The organism is Pedobacter sp. A2324, assembly GCF_059693705.1.
Window position 1 is genome coordinate 1 of sequence record NZ_JCASSK010000008.1, and the last position, 17,260, is coordinate 17,260.

A 17,260-nucleotide genomic window follows, 5' to 3' on the forward strand; every position below is an offset into this window, starting at 1 on the left:
GGTACTGCGGTAACACGTGGGAGAGTAGGTCGGTGCCAAATCTTAAACTGCCTAAAAGCAGATTAACAAGAACCCTTACAGTAACAACTGTGAGGGTTTCTTCGTTTATAACATCCGGTTATGTTTGCCTCAAAGATGTTATACCCCTGGGTTTCTTACTAAAATCGTTTCTTCTCTTATTTGTCAGCCTGTTTGATGAGTGACTGAAGGTTGAGGGGCAAATGGCAGATTAAGCAATCGTAACCGCTTTGCTCCAGGTTAACCTCACTCTTATGTTCCGACGATAGTAATCTGCTTCATCGGACGAACCTAAGGTATGGTTAATGAGCTAATAACAACTTATACAAGCAATAACTCAAAAGGAAGTATGGTATATGATCAATAGCTGCGAATGGACGAAAGAATCATAATCCAAAAAAAGAAGCCTGTGACTTGAGTTCACAGGCTTTTTACTTTATGCGTGCATCCGATTGGATTTAACGGATCAGGCGGGCTTTTCTAAAATTAAACAGACTCATTGCTATCAATAATAACGTGATGACTGCTATCGAAAGTAACCCGTTCAGATTAGATTTTTTTTGTGGTATAAACTGTTTTAGGCCAATATCTTTAAGGTTGGTTCGATGAACATCCTGTTCAAGGAATATTGCCGGATAAAAGTGTAGCCTGACTTGCTCATGGTATTTTCGGTATGATTCCTGAAACTGCAGATGTGCACTTAAATCTGTACCTGCCATTTCGTTAAGCATTAATTGTGTTTGTATGGTGGGAAAGAAGAGTGCTGCCACTTTCGTAAAATGCTGACGGGCATCCAATTTGTTTTCCATCGCTTTTTTGCTTTTTATTGCCTGGTCATCGCCCATTTGCTGCATGCCATAGTACCAGAACCAACTGAAGCTTTTATCCGATGGAAAAGGAAATTTTCTGAGCTGTGGATAGTGTGCAAAAAAAGGTTTCATTGTTACTTCCTTTGGCATGTCCCACTTTTCATGATAACCCTCCCGTTGATTAATAACATTCTGCAATGCTTCCGGAATTGGGTATTGCCTGATGAGTACCAGGTTTAGAGCGGCTGGTATCACTATGCAAATTAGTACCCAGATGGCAATAAGGGCAGAGGCATTGTAATTTGATGATTTTCCAAGGGAAATTATGCAAAATGACAAAGCAAACCAAAAGCCAAGGTATAAAAGCAACAGCAACGTAACTGTGAATAACGTTGTATCAAGCTTAATGTTGAGGTATAGTACAGCGGTAGTGAGCAAGATTAATACGGTAAACAGTATTGAAACTAACCTGACCAGCAGCTTTTGCCATATCACTGCAATGATGTGATTTGTTTGTGCTCTTAAAACAGACCATATTCCAGACTCTTTAAGTTCGGATATCAAGTTATAGGTAAAGGCGATGATGATCAGTGGAAAGAGGTATAAAAAGACAAAGCTTATATCCATATTTCCTGATAGCAGGGTGACCGGGTTGGTAATGTCTGTATCGTAAATCTGACCTTCGAGGGCGAGCATCGTTGCAGAAATTAAATAAGGGTTCACATCGCGTTGTCCGATTGTAAAACCGGCCCAGTTTCCGGGAAGATTTGCCATAGAAAATTTATTATGGAAAAATACAAGTCCGATATCTTTTCCAAAATGTTCAACATTCTTAAGCGTGTTTTCCGTTTGCAATATGCTGGCTTTTTTAATTACGCTGTGTTGATTATCAATAAAGCTTTTTCCGAAGTATAAACCGGCGAAGCCTGTGATTAACAATATGGCAATACCAATCCATGCGGTGCTTCCGGAGAGGAAAAGTTTGAATTCTAAGTTATATGTGTTTTTTCTCATGGTATTATATTGTTTTGATCCACCGGGGAGCGTATTGAAGTAGCAGCAGGGTGCAGGCCAGCCACATTATCAGGGATATCAGTGCGAGCGCTTCCCTGGTGATTACATTACCAACTGTGCTAAACATGTAGTTGAAATCGGGTTGGTGTGCCCAGTTCGATTTGCTAATGGAAAGTGGTTTATCATGCTCGCCTGGTGTAACATTATTTATTTTCTCAATCTGGAGCTTATTCATCTGCTGAGCCAACTGATAGCGATAGTCTTCTGCCTGACGCTGAAAATCAATGAACGTATCAAAATCTGAAGCTGTTAAGGCCATTGAAATTTGCTTAAGTGATAGAAAAGGATCTAACAGGCCTGCCAGCGCAGTAATGCGGTTTTGTTTGGCAAAGGTTTCATTTAACTTATGCTGATGGGCATTGTAGATGGTAGCGGTAATTTTCTCACCTTCTGCCATAATATAACCGCCGTAATTAAAAGGCAGCTTCTTTACATCATCTACATGATATGCATGAAGGAGCGAGTCTTTGATTGACGCATAATGTTTGTCGTTGGGATCATGGCTATCGCCTTGTTTGTGAATATCATGAGCCACCGCATCTGCGAATTCAATTTTTGAAGGTGACGGATAAACCTTTGCGCCGATCGATTGTGTAATTCTTGGAATGATGACGATGAATAAGATCCAGCAAGCTAGCAAAATGGTGAGTGATGCTTTCGAGCTATGCTGAAATGCCGAAACCAGCACCGTGACTGCTGTTACAATGAAGAAATAAACACAATAACTCAGGATTAATATGATCAATCGTAGGGCTGAATCTACACTGACCTGCCAATCGCTGAGAGATGCCCACAGCAGAATGGTAAGCAATATGAGGGGTATAAAAATAGAAAGGCATACAGAGATGATGCCTATGGATTTACCCCACAAAAGTTTTCTCCAGTTGACTTTCTGGCAAAGAATGATTTTGAGTGTACCAGATTCACGCTCTGCGGAAATGCTGCTGTAGCCCAGAAAGACAATGAGCAGCGGGACCAGTAACTGCAACACCATGGCCACGCTAATTTCTCCAAAGCGTAGCATGCCGTTGGAAAAGCCGGCTTCGCTGAAATTTACGGTATTTTGTTTATGTGCCTCCAGGAAGATTGATACGCCGGCAAAACTTTCAATGCCGAAATCAAAAAAGCTCAGTTCATGTTTCTCCCTGAATGCTAAGTAACCATAGTGCGCCATTCTATGCGGATGTTTATCGGGTTTGGCTAACCATTGTGCGCGTACTACCTTTTTATAGTGAACCCGTTGCTGATTTTGAGTGCGGAAGTTTTGCCATCCAACATAGGTGGCCAAACAAAGCGCAAAACCCAGGAGCAAAGTGAATATCAGTGTGGCACGGTTTGCGAATGCAGACAGATAAGTTTGCCGGGCAATTGTAAGTGTTATATTTTGCATTATATTCTATAGGTTACATTGAACATTACATTTCTTGGGGTACCCGGAAAAAGGCGGAGATAGTTTTGTGCACCGACCCAATAGGTTTTATTGAAGATATTATTGACATTCATGGATAGCTGGACTTTAGACTCAGCTGGGCGGTAATAAATGGCTGCGTCGGCAACCGTATAACCGGAAAGAACAAAATCCCTGATGTAAAGGGGAAGCTTGTTTCCGCTGTACTGCACACCTGCACCAAATCCAATTCCACTCAGTTTTCGGCTATTCAGGTCGTAGCGCATCCATAAACTTGCACTATTTTTTGGAGTGTTCTGTACCCGTTCGCCAATGTTTGCAGTACTGAAATCATCTGTTACTATAGCATCAACGTAGCTGTAACCCGCATTGAACTGCCAGTTAGGCCTGATAAATCCTGAGGCTTCAATTTCTAAACCTCTACTTCTCTGTGCGCCACGTTCAATTAACCGGTTTACATCTAAGGGATCGTTGGCATTGATCAGTAAATTTTTCTGGTTGATTTCAAATAAAGAAAGGTTAACCATGAGATTTCCGTTAAGCCATTCAGACTTAGCACCAATTTCCCTTAAATCACTTTCGAGTGGCTTAAAGTTACTTCCACTGGGTGGAGGAACAATGACTAATGAAGAGGTGTTTCCTTGCGGCTGGTAGCCTTGTAAATATGTACCATAAATATTGATGTGCTGGTTTATCGAATAGGTTAAGCCAAACCTTGGAAGAATTTTGTGCTGGCTTATTTTCTTCTCTGCAGACAATTTGTAGTTGCTAAAGTCCTCATACCACTCTTTTCTGATGCCAATGGTTAATGTGAGGTTATGGTATTTTACCTGATCCTGGAGGTAAACGGCATTTACCAGATAATAAGCCGGTGGAATTTCTACTTTTGTGAAGATGTAATCGCTGAGGTTTTTAAGAATGTAGGAAGGATTTGCCAGATTGAAATGAGCTACATTTGGAACCGGGGCGTTTATGCCGTTTACCTGACTAAACTGATACAGATCTTTTTTAGTTGCGTCATACCTTGCGGTTACTGTACCGTCCTTTAAGCGATATCCCTGCGCCGTATTCGTTCCTCCTCCTCTTAGCTTTTGTGTACTGATGTGATCGTATCCAAGCACAAGTTTATGATTTAATCCAAACGTATTGGTGTTGACTGTGAAATAGGGGCTCAAGTTATCGGTTGTGAATTTCTGCTGGCGTTGAACGGCGATCATTCCTGCCAGCGTTTTAACCGGCTGGTTGTTTTCATCCACGGCAAAGGCATTGTTTGTTCTGTGCTCCAGGAGGTCTTCATTCCAGTTTTGTTTCATGTAAGCTACGTTGAACGAAATAGCTTTGCTGATGCTATGTGAAAAATTAGCCATTAACATGAGGTCCTGAGTATTGAATTTATCATTGGAAGCACCCATGTTGAAGCTTATTGGCGTGCTGTTTAAATCGGTTACTCCGGCAGTTGCACCAAAAATGGCCTGACCACGGTCTAACCGGGAGTCGCTGTTGTTTAAAACCAGTTCTACATTGAAACTTGTTTTATCGTCGGGAATGTAGGAGAAAGAGGGGGCAATCAGATAGCCTTTTCTGAACTGTAAATCCCGAAAGCTTTTACTGTTTTCATATCCCAGATTGAGCCTGTAGAGAAGGGTTTTGTTGTCATTTAGGGGTCCGGTAAAGTCTAAAGCACCACGAACTGTACTGAAACTTCCACCAGAAATGCTGATTTCTTTTCGTTCCTGACTTAATGGTTTTTTAGTTACCAGATTAATGCTTCCTCCGGGATCGACACTGGAGAAAGTTGCACTTGCTGGCCCTTTTATTACTTCTATACGCTCCAGGTTGTTGGTTAAGGGCTGATTAAAGTAATATTGCCTGGTGCGCATGCCATTGATGATCGCACCTTCTTCATTCTGATTGATTCCTCTGATGGAAAACTGGTTGTAGAAACTACTTTGTGAAACGCTGGTTACATTTTTTACCGCATCAGTCAGGACGGCTGCCTGACGGTCGGCGATCAGTTCTTTAGATATTGAAGATATGGACTGAGGAACATCCTTGTTTAAAGTGGCTGTTTTTGTTGCGGAGAAAGAGTAGTTGCCGTAATATTTTTTTCCGTTGGTACCCATTACTTCGACGGTTTGTAATTCCTCATTTGCTGTTTCCAGCCTAAAGGGTTGAAGCTTAACTGCCGTAGTTTGTTCTATAAAATAATTGCTGCTGACCGTTTTATATCCGATTGCGGAGGCTGTGAATTTATAACTTCCTCTTCCGGGTAGTGTGATGGAAAAATTGCCTAATGAATCACTGCTCACTGACCAATCTTTTTTCCCCTCTTTGATGTGAATGGTTGCTTTATGGATACCGACCGATTGTATATCGGAAACCTGCCCACTAACGCTAATCTGCGCAAGTGCTGATGTCGAAATTCCAATAATGAGTATTAATAAACTAATAGCCCGGATAGTTATCCGGGATTGATGATGTTGAAGCATCTTTGGTTAAATTAAATGGTTTGTAAATACAGCGTTTGCAGATCTGTGGCAGATATTTCTGCTGCTTTGAGTGTATGGATGAGCTTACCCTGTTTCATAATGCCAATGTGGGTAGCAATACCAACTGCATTAAAGATATCGTGGGTAGCCATTAGGATTGATCTTCCTTCCTTTGCCAATTTTTTGACCAGTTCGCTAAATTCTGCTGTTGCTTTTGGATCCAATCCACTCGTTGGTTCATCCATCAGAATGATTTTTGCTTCTTTGGCCACCGCTATGGCGATTCCAACCTTTTGCCTCATTCCCTTGCTGAAACTACCCAGTTGCTTGTTGTGCGCGGATGTTTGTAAACCACAATTTGTAAGGAGCGTAATGAGTTCGGTTTTATTATATTGAAAGCCAGCCAGCTTCGAAAAGTAATCAAGGTTTTCGATTGCGGTGAGGTTACCATATAACATGACCACTTCCGGTATGTAGGCCAGATGCTCGCGCCGATGAGGGTCTTGTGGTGAAAGCGCTTGACTATCAATTAAAATTTCACCACTTGTGGGCTCAATAAATCCCAGAAATAAGTTAATGGTAGTGGTTTTACCTGCACCGTTTTGTCCCAACAGACAGTATACCTCTCCGGCATTAACGGTTAAATTTAACCCATCGAGGGCACAATGATCTCCATAGGTTTTGGAAAGCGAAATTGCTTGTAGCATAAGAAATTAAATAAATAAAGTGATTGCAAGGCCTGATGGCGATGCATTAGAATGAAGTGACGAGAGTTTACAGCGTTTTAGCTATAGAGAATTTGGGGCGGGCCTTTATTGGTTGCCGAGCGCATATAGGCAGCAGAATGCCCTAACAGATAATTGAAATTAGCTGGCATCGGCAAAGGCTCAGCAAGCACGGCCACGACTGGATAAGGCAAGGTGTAAAAGGTAAACTGGTGCTTAATAATTTCGCAAAGCTTACAGTTTACCTTAGTTGAATCGACATGGGCGGAATGATGAATTTGATCATACTTTGTTTGACCGTGACTTAATTTATCCTGTTCATGATGATGGAGCGTTTCGATGAGTAAAGCGCCAGAAAACAGGATCAATAACAAAAAAGCCCATACCTGGGAAAATAGTTGCCTGTTATATTGACCGTTTTTTGCTTCCAATTGCAACAAAGATACATTTAATAAAATTTTCGAGCAGTTTTTTTTAAAAAAATGTACAGTTAACCTCCAGCCCTGCGTACTGAGAGGTTAGTAATTAACTGTGAATAAGCTTGTACCATATGTTTTCGAAATTTTGCCAATTATAACCATATAATAGCATTAACATTTTCCATGGCTGAAACCGCAGCCTAATCAGGATTAAATGTGTAATTTAGCTTCATAACCAAATTACAATTATCCTTCTCTACAGAACATATGCCTAAAGCTTTACGTTTAATTACATTTCTGATATTTACGTTTATTGCTACACAGGCACAATTAAACCCCTCGGCTGTAAAGTACCTGGATGTTGAGGATGGACTTTCCAATAATGTTGTTAATTCTTTGTTTCATGATCGTTTTGGTTTCATGTGGATGGGAACTTATGATGGACTGAACCGATATGATGGGTATGATTTTAAAATCTTCCGCAACAAATGGAACGATAATCACTCACTGATCAATAATCACATTACTGCCCTGAATGGCGACAATAGTGACCGCGTTTGGATCGGAACTCAGAAAGGAGTCTCGGTATTTGATTATGCCGATAATAAGGTTCATCCGGTTATCTATCAATCTGGAGCAAAAAAGATAAAACTGGTATCACCCATAAATGGCATTGCAACTGATAAACAGGGAACCGTTTACATTGCGACAGATGAAGCGGGTTTGTTTGTGGTTCATAAAAAGCAACTGACTGCATCCCCTATTTCCCTAGGTAACCGTAAGAACTTTACTGTAAAATCAATGGGTATGGATGGAAACAATCTCTGGCTTTTCATCAAGGAGACTGGAATTTGCCTTTACAAACCAGAAACAAATCAGATCACTGTTATAAATTCAGCTATCAATTCGGTAACTGCTATTCTAAATGGTTCACCGGACCAACTATGGATAGGAACCGAAAACGGCCTATATGTGCTGGACAAAAAGGCCCGCACACTGCAACGGGTTTCTTTCAAACTCAGCAATGAAAATATTATGGGTTTGAGCCTTGATCAGGACCAAAAACTCTGGATATCGACAGATGGCGGGGGAATTACTATTTTTGATACTAAAACCAGGAGGATCGACTATCTGCGGGCTGGTAAAGAAAAAGGTTTGTTAAGCAGTAATTCTGTTGCTGTTGTTTATGAAGATAAGGAGTTAAGAAAATGGGTTGCCACTTTGCGGGGTGGGGTTGATATTATCGATCAAAAGGATAAGCAATTCAGAACCATTGAAAATGATCCCTTCCAGCGCAATACACTGGTGAACAATTTTGTGCTTTCATTTTCGGAAGATGCAGATCATAATATCTGGATCGGAACTGATGGAGGAGGTTTGAGTGTTTGGAATCCTCGTACAAACCTGTACAGAAACTATGTTCGTAATTCGGGAGATGCAACATCACTCACCAGTAATTTTGTGACCAGTATTTTAAAAGATGATGAAAATACCGTTTGGGTAGCCAGTTTTAGTGGAGGAATTGATCGTTTTGACAAAGCTACGGGGCGCTTTAAACATTATGCCTGTTATGATCCTTATAAAAAACACTATGATGCAAACCTGTGGAAGCTTTATGAAGATCAGCAACATCAGCTTTGGGCAGGAACAACAAAGGGTGGAGCACTTTACAGGTTTAACCGTATTACGGATCAGTTTGAGCTTTTCGATCCCATTTTGAAAGATATTCATGCGATCTATCAGGATCGTGAGGGCGCATTATGGGGTGGAACCTACACCCATCTGATTAAAATAGATCTGATCCATAAAAAACATCAGTTTATACCCGTTGATTTTGCAATCCGGGCAATACATCAGGATAAAGCAAACCGTTTGTGGGTTGGTACAGAAGGTGGCGGGTTGCTCAATTACAATAAGAGAACCAGGAAATTCATCAGATATATTGAAGCTAACGGGCTTCCAAGCAATTCCATTCTGAATATTCTGGAAGACAGCACCGGAGATTTGTGGTGCAGCACCTATAACGGGTTGTCGAAGTTTACACCTCAAAAAAATGAATTTAAAAATTACTTTGCCACTGACGGGCTACAAAGTAATCAATTCAATTATAATGCGGCCATCAAACTTTCATCGGGTGAATTTCTCTTTGGGGGAATCAATGGCTTCAACAAATTTTTTCCGGACAGTATCAGGGCAAATAAACGTGTTCCGAGACTGGTACTTACAGATTTCAGAATCAATAATGTTCCTGTTGATCAGGATCCGAATTATTTAGGACAATCTGTGGTGAACCTCAAAGAAATAGCTGTTCCCTATAGTGCGGCTGTGATTTCAGTAAATTTTGCCGCAATCGAGTTTTCTTTTCAGGATCAGATCAAATATGCTTATTATCTGGAGGGCTGGGATAGGAACTGGATCCATGTAGATAAACTTAATACCGCTTACTATTCCCGTTTAAACGAAGGGACTTACAAACTCCATATCAAAAGTACGGATACAGAAGGTGTATGGAGTAATAATGAGAAGATCATCGTTATTAAAGTGCTTCCTCCATGGTACCGTACCTGGTGGGCCTATGCCATTTACATCCTGTTTCTTAGCGGAATTTACTATCTGTTCTGGTTATACAGGCAGAGGCAAAACCGCTTAAAACATGAAGTAGAAATTGCCAATTTGAAAATTGAACGGGAGAAAGACCTGAATGAAAAGAAACTGAATTTTTTCACTAATATCTCTCACGAATTGCGTACGCCTTTAACCTTAATTGTTAATCCGATTAAAGATATTTTGCAGACCAAGGAATCCGGGCCCGAGAAGAATGACCTGAATGTGGTTTATCGCAATTCCCGTCGTTTACTGAGTTTAGTTGACCAGTTGCTTTTGTTCCGCAGAACGGAAAGTGAAACAGAGTCGCTAAAGGTGGTAAAAATCAATCTGAGTAAATTTGCAAAGGAGATATTTTTATGTTTCAGCTACCTGGCGAAGAATAACAATATTGATTATGTTTTTAACTGTGAGGAAGAGGATTTAAGCATTTATGCAGATCGTGAGAAGCTCGAAATTATTCTTTTCAACCTGCTTTCCAATGCATTGAAGTTTACGCCAAAAGGTGGAAGTGTTCAATTGGACATTGCGTTAGTTAATGGCCGCATTAATATACAGGTAACTGACAGTGGAATGGGGATTCCGGAGGATGTTGGAGATAAACTATTTGATAAATTCTACAAAGCAATGAATAGCGTTTCACCAAAGATTGGTTTCGGAATAGGCCTGTATCTGGTGAAGAATTTCGTGGAACTACATAAAGGGAAAATATCTTATTCGACAAGTCAGGGGCAGGGGACAACCTTTTTTATAGACCTTCCACAGGGTGAGGAAATCGAAGAAATAGCAGCAGGTGCCTTCGGAAATGAATTGTTGTACGTAAATGAACTGATTGCACAGGAAGAGGAAGAAGAGCGGGATGAGCAGGGGAAAACAGGTAATCTGGAACTGCTCATTTCTGATCTGCACTCCATCCTGGTTGTGGATGATAACGAGCAGATCATTGAATACATTGATCAGATTTTTCAACAGAAATTTAAGATTTATAAAGCTACAAATGGTATTGAGGGATTGCAGTTTAGTAAGGACTTTTTACCTGACATTATCATCTCTGATGTAAACATGGAAGGATTGAATGGAATAGAGCTTTGTAAGGCGATTAAGGCTGACTCATCATTAAGCCATATTCCTGTTATCTTGTTAACTGCTGATCCGAGCCCGGAAATGAAACTGAGGGGGATAGAGGTGGGAGCATACGATTTCATCAGCAAACCATTTGATAAGGAGCTCTTTACGGCAAAAATTAATGGCATTATCAAAAACAGGAAAGATCTACAATCATATTTCTATAATGAGATTACGCTTAAATCTGATAGTCATAAAGTTTCGCAAGAGGATAAAGGCTTTTTGCAGAAATGTATCTCCATTATTGAGGATAACCTGATGGAAGGCGAGTTTAATGTAAAATCCCTGGCTTCTGATTTGGGGATGAGTCATTCAAATCTTTATAAGAAAGTAAAGGCTACCTCCGGACTATCGATCAATAGCTTCATTCGTTTTATCAGATTAAGAAAGGCAGCGGAGTTACTCATCAATACCAATTTAAATATAAATGAAGCGGCATTCAGAGTTGGAATAAACGACATAAAATATTTCAGAGAGCAATTTCAGAAGCAGTTTAAGCTTACGCCTTCGGAATTTGTGAAAAAGCACAGGAAAACCTTCCATAAAAACTTTAGTGTAAATACAAATCATTAAATTTCGGCGTTTTGGCGGTCGTTTTATTAAAACGCCCCCCGTTATATATGATTTAGCCCCCTGTTTATAAAGGTTAAAATGATGTACTTAGGAAACCAAACAATGCAACTATTTAGCTAACCAGCATGAAAGCGAAACCGCTATTTTCTTTCCTTATGTTTTTTATGCTATGTGCCATACCGGTGTTAAGCTTTGCACAAGTACCAAAAATATATACAGTAGCAACTAATGGCTGGGCAAATAATTCGGTTAATGCGGTAATCTTCCGTAAGAATTCCCTGGTTACTTTTAAAAATACCCAATATGCTGCCTATTATGATGATGATCAGTTTGTGGTTTTGGCAAAGCGTAAGCTGGGTGAAGCAAACTGGGTAGTTAAGAGAAGTCAGTTTAAGGGCGATGCCACTGATGCACATAAATCTATCAGCATTGCTGTTGATGGCAATGGCTTTCTACACCTGACCTGGGGCCAGCATAACAACGGGTTGAATTATTCGATCAGTTTGACGGCGGGTTCACTGGAGATGGGCAACAAACAACCCATGCTTTCAAAGAAAGAAGATAAAGTGAGTTATCCGGAGTTTTATAAAATGGCTAACGGTGACCTGCTGTTTTTTTACAGAGATGGGGGTTCTGGAAATGGGAACCTGATGATTAACCGGTACGAGCTGCAATCGAAGCATTGGCTAAGGGTGCAGGATGGCTTAATTGATGGGCAAGGTAAAAGGAATGCTTACTGGCAAACTACGGTTGATGAAAAGGGAGGTCTTCACCTGTCGTGGGTATGGCGTGAAAGTCCTGATGTGGCGAGTAACCATGATATCTGTTATGCGAAATCTGCAGATGGTGGTAAAACTTGGTCAAAATCAAACGGCGAGGTTTATCAGCTTCCTATAAATGCCTCAAATGCAGAATATGCTGTTAAAATTCCACAGAAGAGTGAACTGATTAATCAGACGTCTATGATTGCACAATCTACCGGAGAGGTATTTATTGCATCGTACTGGCGAGAACAGCGTGATTCGGTGCCGCAGTATCACATTGTTTATAAAAGCACTGATTCATGGGCAGTGAACAATCTGGGGTTTCGTAAAACTCCATTTTCGCTAAGTGGGGGAGGAACGAAGCAAATCCCCATATCACGTCCTCAGATTGTAAGCTGGAAAGCCGGAGGGCGTCAGGCAGCAGCATTGATTTTTCGCGATGCAGAAAGGGGCAGCCGTGTTTCAATGGCCGTTAGTGAAAATATAAAAGCCAAAGACTGGCAAATTTCAGATTTGACCAATTTCAGTGTCGGAGATTGGGAACCGAGTTTTGATACTGAACTCTGGAATAAAAGGAATGTACTGAATTTATATGTGCAGAAGGTTGTTCAGGTGGATGGTGAGGGAAAGGCAAATACAGGACCTACTGCGGTACAGGTATTGGAGTGGAAAGCAAAATATTAACAACGATGATTAAGAGTAACCAGATAAACACCAAGTTGAAGAGGAAGACATTGTTGACGTTAGTTGCAGTTGTATTTTCGTTATGTGGCTTTGCACAACAACCAACAAAACCTTCAGCCTATTTATTTACCTATTTTACGGGTAATGCAGGCGCTGAAGAATCCATCCGCTTTGCAATCAGCAAAGATGGGTATCATTTTAATGCATTAAATGGTAATCAACCCGTGATCAGTTCGGCTGCAATAAGTTCTACGGGAGGGGTTAGGGATCCACATATTTTGCGTGGTGCGGACGGTAAGACTTTTTATATGGTGGTAACTGATATGGTATCAGCAAAAGGGTGGAATTCTAACCGGGCAATGGTTTTATTGAAGTCGACTGACCTGATTAACTGGACTTCAGCTATAGTTAATCTTCAGACTAAATACAGCGGTAATGAGAGCCTGCTTCGTGTTTGGGCTCCTCAGACCATTTATGATCAGCAGGCTAAAAAATACATGATATACTGGTCGATGAAACATGGTGAAGATCCAGATAAAATTTACTACGCCTACGCAAACCCTGAATTTACCGGCCTTGAGACTGAACCAAAGCAGTTATTTTTTAGTCCGACGAACGGTGCTGCAATAGATGGCGACATTGTTTTAGATCAAGGTAAATATCATCTGTTTTTCAAAACAGAAGGGAATGGCGCGGGTATTAAGATTGCGGTTTCTGATCAGTTAACGTCGGGATATGTGCTTCAGGACAAGTATGTGCAGCAAACGAAAGATCCGGTTGAGGGTGCAGGGGTATTTAAGTTAAATAATGGTGAAGGGTACATTCTGATGTATGATCTTTATACCAAAGGGAAATATCAGTTTACTAAAACCAAAGACCTCGAGAACTTCAGTGTGATTGACAATGAAGTAAGCATGGATTTTCATCCCCGTCATGGTACCGTATTGCCTATAACTGCTGAGGAAGCAGGGAGATTAATGCGTAAGTGGTATAATCCGGTATCTGTGTTGTCCACTCCAAAGGCGAAAGCGATAAAACAGCATAATATCATCATCGATAGCGTAAAGCATGAGGTTTACTATCCGGTGGTTAACGGAACTAATTTAAAGTCGTTTGATCCGTTGTTTGTTGATTTACCCGGACTGAAAGTTTCTCCAAAAGCTCCTTACGATCTTTCAAAAGGAAAAGTAAAACTACAGGTAAGCGTGGATGGTAAGCCTGTTGAAACATATTTGCTTAGCGCTGAAGTGAGTAATAACCCTGCTTTGGTTGGCTATTATGCTGATCCGGAGGTTCTATATTCTAATAAAACAAAGAAATATTATATCTACCCTACCAGCGATGGCTTTACGGGGTGGGGCGGAACCTATTTCAAGACCTTCTCTTCGGCTAATTTAGTTGACTGGAAGGATGAAGGCGCAATCCTGGATTTAAACAAAGATGTTTCCTGGGCAAAAAAGAATGCCTGGGCACCTACCATCACTGAAAAAAACGAGAACGGAGGCTATCAGTATTATTACTATTTCACTGCTGCCCAGAAAATTGGCGTAGCGGTAGCTGACGATCCTGCAGGTCCGTTTAAAGATTCTGGAAAGGCGTTGATTTCTGTGAGACCTAAAGGTACGCGGGGCGGGCAGGAAATCGATCCGGATGTTTTTACTGACCCAAAATCAGGGAAGAGTTATCTTTATTGGGGTAACGGGCACATGGCTGTGGCCGAATTAAATTCTGACATGGTTTCTATTGATACCAACAGCATAAAAGTAATTACACCAGATAAAAGTTTTAGAGAGGGTACGGAAGTATTCTACAGGAACGGAAAATACTACTTTCTGTGGTCGGAGGATGATACCAGAAGTGAAAATTATAGGGTGAGATATGGATACTCGGACTCACCTACAGGAAAGATCATTATTCCGGAAAACAATTTAATTCTAGCGAAAGATCCGGCAAAAGGAATATATGGAACAGGGCACAATAGTGTAATACAGGTGCCTGGCAAAGACGAGTGGTATATTGTTTACCATCGTTTTACCAGACCTAAAGGAATTACTATGGGCAGTGCCGCAGGTTACAACCGGGAAGTTTGCATTGATAAACTATTTTTTAATGCGGACGGAGCCATAAAGCCGGTAATTCCAACGATAACAGGTATAAAATAATAGTATGAGCACTTTGAAAACAATATCGTTTGTCCTTTTGACCTTCATCTGCATGCAGACTTTTGCGCAGGATTATCCGTCAAAGGGAGAAGTATTAAATATCATCAACAAAGCCAATAGTTATTGGCAAAAAAACAATAAACCCGAGGTGAGGTCTTTCTGGGATCATGCAGCCTACCACACGGGAAATATGGAGGCTTTTCAGATCACCGGAAACCGGGTGTTTCTAAAATATTCTGAAGCCTGGGCCGAGTACAATAAATGGATGGGGGCTAAATCGGCTGATAAAAGCAAATGGAAATATAAGTATGGTGAAACAGATGAATATGTATTGTTTGGAGACTGGCAGATTTGCTTTCAAACCTACATTGATTTGTATCACATCAGTAAAGAAGAGCATAAAATAGCCCGGGCAAAAGAGGTGATGGAGTACGAAATGAGTACGCCTGCAAACGACTACTGGTGGTGGGCTGATGGCTTATACATGGTAATGCCTGTGATGACCAAACTGTATAAAACAACCGGCAATCAACAATATCTTGATAAATTGTATGAGTACTTTATGTATGCCAACAGCATTATGTATGATAGCGAGGCCAGGCTTTACTACCGCGACGCGAAGTATGTTTATCCGAAACACAAAAGTGCCAATGGGCAAAAGGATTTCTGGGCAAGAGGTGATGGCTGGGTCTTCGCGGGATTGGCAAAAGTACTGAAAGACCTTCCGGTGGATGATCCGCATCGAAATGAGTATTTAGGTAAATACAAAAGTATGGCAAAGGCAATAGCTAAATCACAGCAAAAAGAGGGGTACTGGACACGCAGTATGCTTGATGCTGCACATGCCCCGGGACCAGAAACCAGTGGAACGGCTTTCTTTACCTATGGGTTTTTATGGGGTATCAACAACGGCATTTTGAACCGCAAAACTTATTTACCAATAGCACTGAAGGGCTGGAATTACCTGACAAAAACTGCTTTACAGGAGGATGGTAAGGTGGGATATGTTCAGCCGATTGGTGAAAAAGCCATCCCTGGGCAGGTAGTAGATGCGAGCTCAACTGCAAATTTTGGCGTGGGCGCTTTTCTACTGGCAAATTGTGAAATGTATAGATTTTTAGAAAAAACTGAATTTAAAAAATAATGAAAAGGATACTCCATAGGACATTAGTTGCTTTCGTGTTCCTGCTAACAATAGGCACGGGCGGAACTTTTGCGCAGAAAAAAACAGTGAAGAAGGCTATGGTTTTAAGCGACCGACAATTCTGGTTGCAACAGTTGGATAAAATGGTTCGTCCGGTATTGTACAACCTGGCGAAAGACAGTCTGAAAATTGTGATGCCCAAAGTAACCTCCATTCACATTGATAATAAAGACCATAGAATAAAAGTTCAGTATGTTGAAGTTTTAGGTCGTGTATTAAGTGGCATAGCACCATGGCTTGAGCTCGAGGGCGGCTCAAAAGAGGAGGTAGCATTGAGAGCTCAGTACCGGGAATGGGCTATTCAGGGCTTAAAGAATTCTTTAGATTCAAATGCAAAAGACTTCATGAATTATGATATTGGCGGGCAACAACTGGTTGACGCTTCATATGTGGCCTATGCTTTTGTGCGCTCGCCATGGTTATGGGAAAACCTTGGAAAAAAACATCAGGCTTTGATGGTAAAATCTATTCAGACTACCCGAAGATTTAAGCCTGTGTTTTCTAACTGGCTTTTATTTTCTGCCATGAATGAAGCTTTTTTTGCCAAATATGGATACGAATGGGATCCTATGCGGGTTGATTACGCTTTACAGCAGCTGGAGCAATGGTATGTTGGCGACGGGATGTATACCGACGGAACCAGCTTTGCTTACGATTATTACAACAGCTACGTGATTCATCCGTACCTGGCTGCCATTTCATCGGTAATAGGCAAAAAAACGAATGCCTATAACAGCATGTTTGAGAAGATTAAAAAACGAAATGACCGATATGCCATTATTCAGGAACGTTTGATTAACTCAGATGGTACTTATCCGGCTACGGGCAGGTCGATTGTGTATCGTGGGGCGGCCTTCCATCATTTAGCTGATGTAGCCTGGAGAAAAGCTTTGCCGAAGCAATTAAGTCCGGAGCAGGTACGATGTGCACTTACTGCCGTTATTAGAAAAACGCTTGAAAGTCCGTCGACTTATCAGAATGGCTGGTTAACCATTGGTTTATATGGAGAACAACCGGATTTGGGTGATTTTTACAATAATCAGGGTAGTCCGTATATCAGCAGCAATATTTTTCTACCGTTGGGATTGCCTGAAAACGACCCGTTCTGGGCAAATCCGGCCGCTAAATGGAGTGCTCAAAAGATATGGTCGGGCGCTGATTTTCCGAATGATCATAGCGTAGACTTAAGGTAATAAACAAAA

At 41.0% G+C, this 17,260-nt stretch carries 10 protein-coding genes; 5 read left to right on the plus strand and 5 right to left on the minus strand.

Annotated features, from left to right (window positions below; translation table 11 throughout):
• Positions 1-476: 476 nt before the first annotated feature.
• From AC570I_RS20595 to AC570I_RS20615, 5 genes are all read right to left on the minus strand, one after another.
• Complete coding sequence (locus AC570I_RS20595) at positions 477-1,841, minus strand: DUF3526 domain-containing protein (RefSeq protein ID WP_497407014.1); 1,365 nt, start codon at positions 1,839-1,841, stop codon at positions 477-479.
• A gap of 4 nt (positions 1,842-1,845) precedes the next feature.
• Complete coding sequence (locus tag AC570I_RS20600) at positions 1,846-3,291, minus strand: DUF3526 domain-containing protein (RefSeq protein ID WP_497407015.1); 1,446 nt, start codon at positions 3,289-3,291, stop codon at positions 1,846-1,848.
• The gene (locus AC570I_RS20605; protein WP_497407016.1) at positions 3,291-5,798 is read right to left on the minus strand and encodes a TonB-dependent siderophore receptor; all 2,508 of its coding nucleotides are present in this window, start codon (positions 5,796-5,798) and stop codon (positions 3,291-3,293) included. The genes AC570I_RS20600 and AC570I_RS20605 overlap by 1 nt, the downstream gene beginning before the upstream one ends.
• A gap of 11 nt (positions 5,799-5,809) precedes the next feature.
• Positions 5,810-6,505, minus strand: a complete 696-nt coding sequence (locus AC570I_RS20610) for an ABC transporter ATP-binding protein (protein ID WP_497407017.1) — start codon at positions 6,503-6,505, stop codon at positions 5,810-5,812.
• Between the two features lie 77 nt (positions 6,506-6,582).
• A complete protein-coding gene (locus AC570I_RS20615) occupies positions 6,583-6,960 on the minus strand; it encodes a hypothetical protein (protein WP_497407018.1) in 378 nt (125 codons plus the stop codon).
• 249 nt (positions 6,961-7,209) lie between these two features.
• Here AC570I_RS20615 and AC570I_RS20620 point away from each other — a divergent pair, with 249 nt between their 5' ends.
• From AC570I_RS20620 to AC570I_RS20640, 5 genes are all read left to right on the plus strand, one after another.
• The gene (locus AC570I_RS20620; protein WP_497407019.1) at positions 7,210-11,244 is read left to right on the plus strand and encodes a hybrid sensor histidine kinase/response regulator transcription factor; all 4,035 of its coding nucleotides are present in this window, start codon (positions 7,210-7,212) and stop codon (positions 11,242-11,244) included.
• A 125-nt stretch (positions 11,245-11,369) separates the two neighbouring features.
• Positions 11,370-12,692 carry a BNR repeat-containing protein gene (locus tag AC570I_RS20625; RefSeq protein ID WP_497407020.1) on the plus strand — a complete coding sequence of 441 codons (1,323 nt, stop codon included), beginning with the start codon at positions 11,370-11,372 and terminating at the stop codon, positions 12,690-12,692.
• A gap of 5 nt (positions 12,693-12,697) precedes the next feature.
• Positions 12,698-14,854 (plus strand): glycoside hydrolase family 43 protein, encoded by a 2,157-nt coding sequence (locus AC570I_RS20630; RefSeq protein ID WP_497407021.1) that lies wholly within the window; start codon positions 12,698-12,700, stop codon positions 14,852-14,854.
• A 4-nt stretch (positions 14,855-14,858) separates the two neighbouring features.
• Positions 14,859-15,998, plus strand: coding sequence for a glycoside hydrolase family 88/105 protein (locus tag AC570I_RS20635; protein ID WP_497407022.1), 1,140 nt, complete (start codon positions 14,859-14,861; stop codon positions 15,996-15,998).
• On the plus strand, positions 15,998-17,251 hold the full coding sequence (locus AC570I_RS20640; RefSeq protein ID WP_497407023.1) for a DUF2264 domain-containing protein: 1,254 nt from the start codon (positions 15,998-16,000) through the stop codon (positions 17,249-17,251). Before AC570I_RS20635 ends, AC570I_RS20640 begins: the two co-directional genes overlap by 1 nt.
• Positions 17,252-17,260: the final 9 nt, after the last annotated feature.

Coding starts and splice junctions, on each gene's coding strand:
- AC570I_RS20595 (WP_497407014.1), bottom strand. CDS start 1,841: ATGAGAAAAAACACATATAACTTAGAATTCAAACTTTTCCTCTCCGGA.
- AC570I_RS20600 (WP_497407015.1), bottom strand. CDS start 3,291: ATGCAAAATATAACACTTACAATTGCCCGGCAAACTTATCTGTCTGCA.
- AC570I_RS20605 (WP_497407016.1), bottom strand. CDS start 5,798: ATGCTTCAACATCATCAATCCCGGATAACTATCCGGGCTATTAGTTTA.
- AC570I_RS20610 (WP_497407017.1), bottom strand. CDS start 6,505: ATGCTACAAGCAATTTCGCTTTCCAAAACCTATGGAGATCATTGTGCC.
- AC570I_RS20620 (WP_497407019.1), top strand. CDS start 7,210: ATGCCTAAAGCTTTACGTTTAATTACATTTCTGATATTTACGTTTATT.
- AC570I_RS20625 (WP_497407020.1), top strand. CDS start 11,370: ATGAAAGCGAAACCGCTATTTTCTTTCCTTATGTTTTTTATGCTATGT.
- AC570I_RS20630 (WP_497407021.1), top strand. CDS start 12,698: ATGATTAAGAGTAACCAGATAAACACCAAGTTGAAGAGGAAGACATTG.
- AC570I_RS20635 (WP_497407022.1), top strand. CDS start 14,859: ATGAGCACTTTGAAAACAATATCGTTTGTCCTTTTGACCTTCATCTGC.
- AC570I_RS20640 (WP_497407023.1), top strand. CDS start 15,998: ATGAAAAGGATACTCCATAGGACATTAGTTGCTTTCGTGTTCCTGCTA.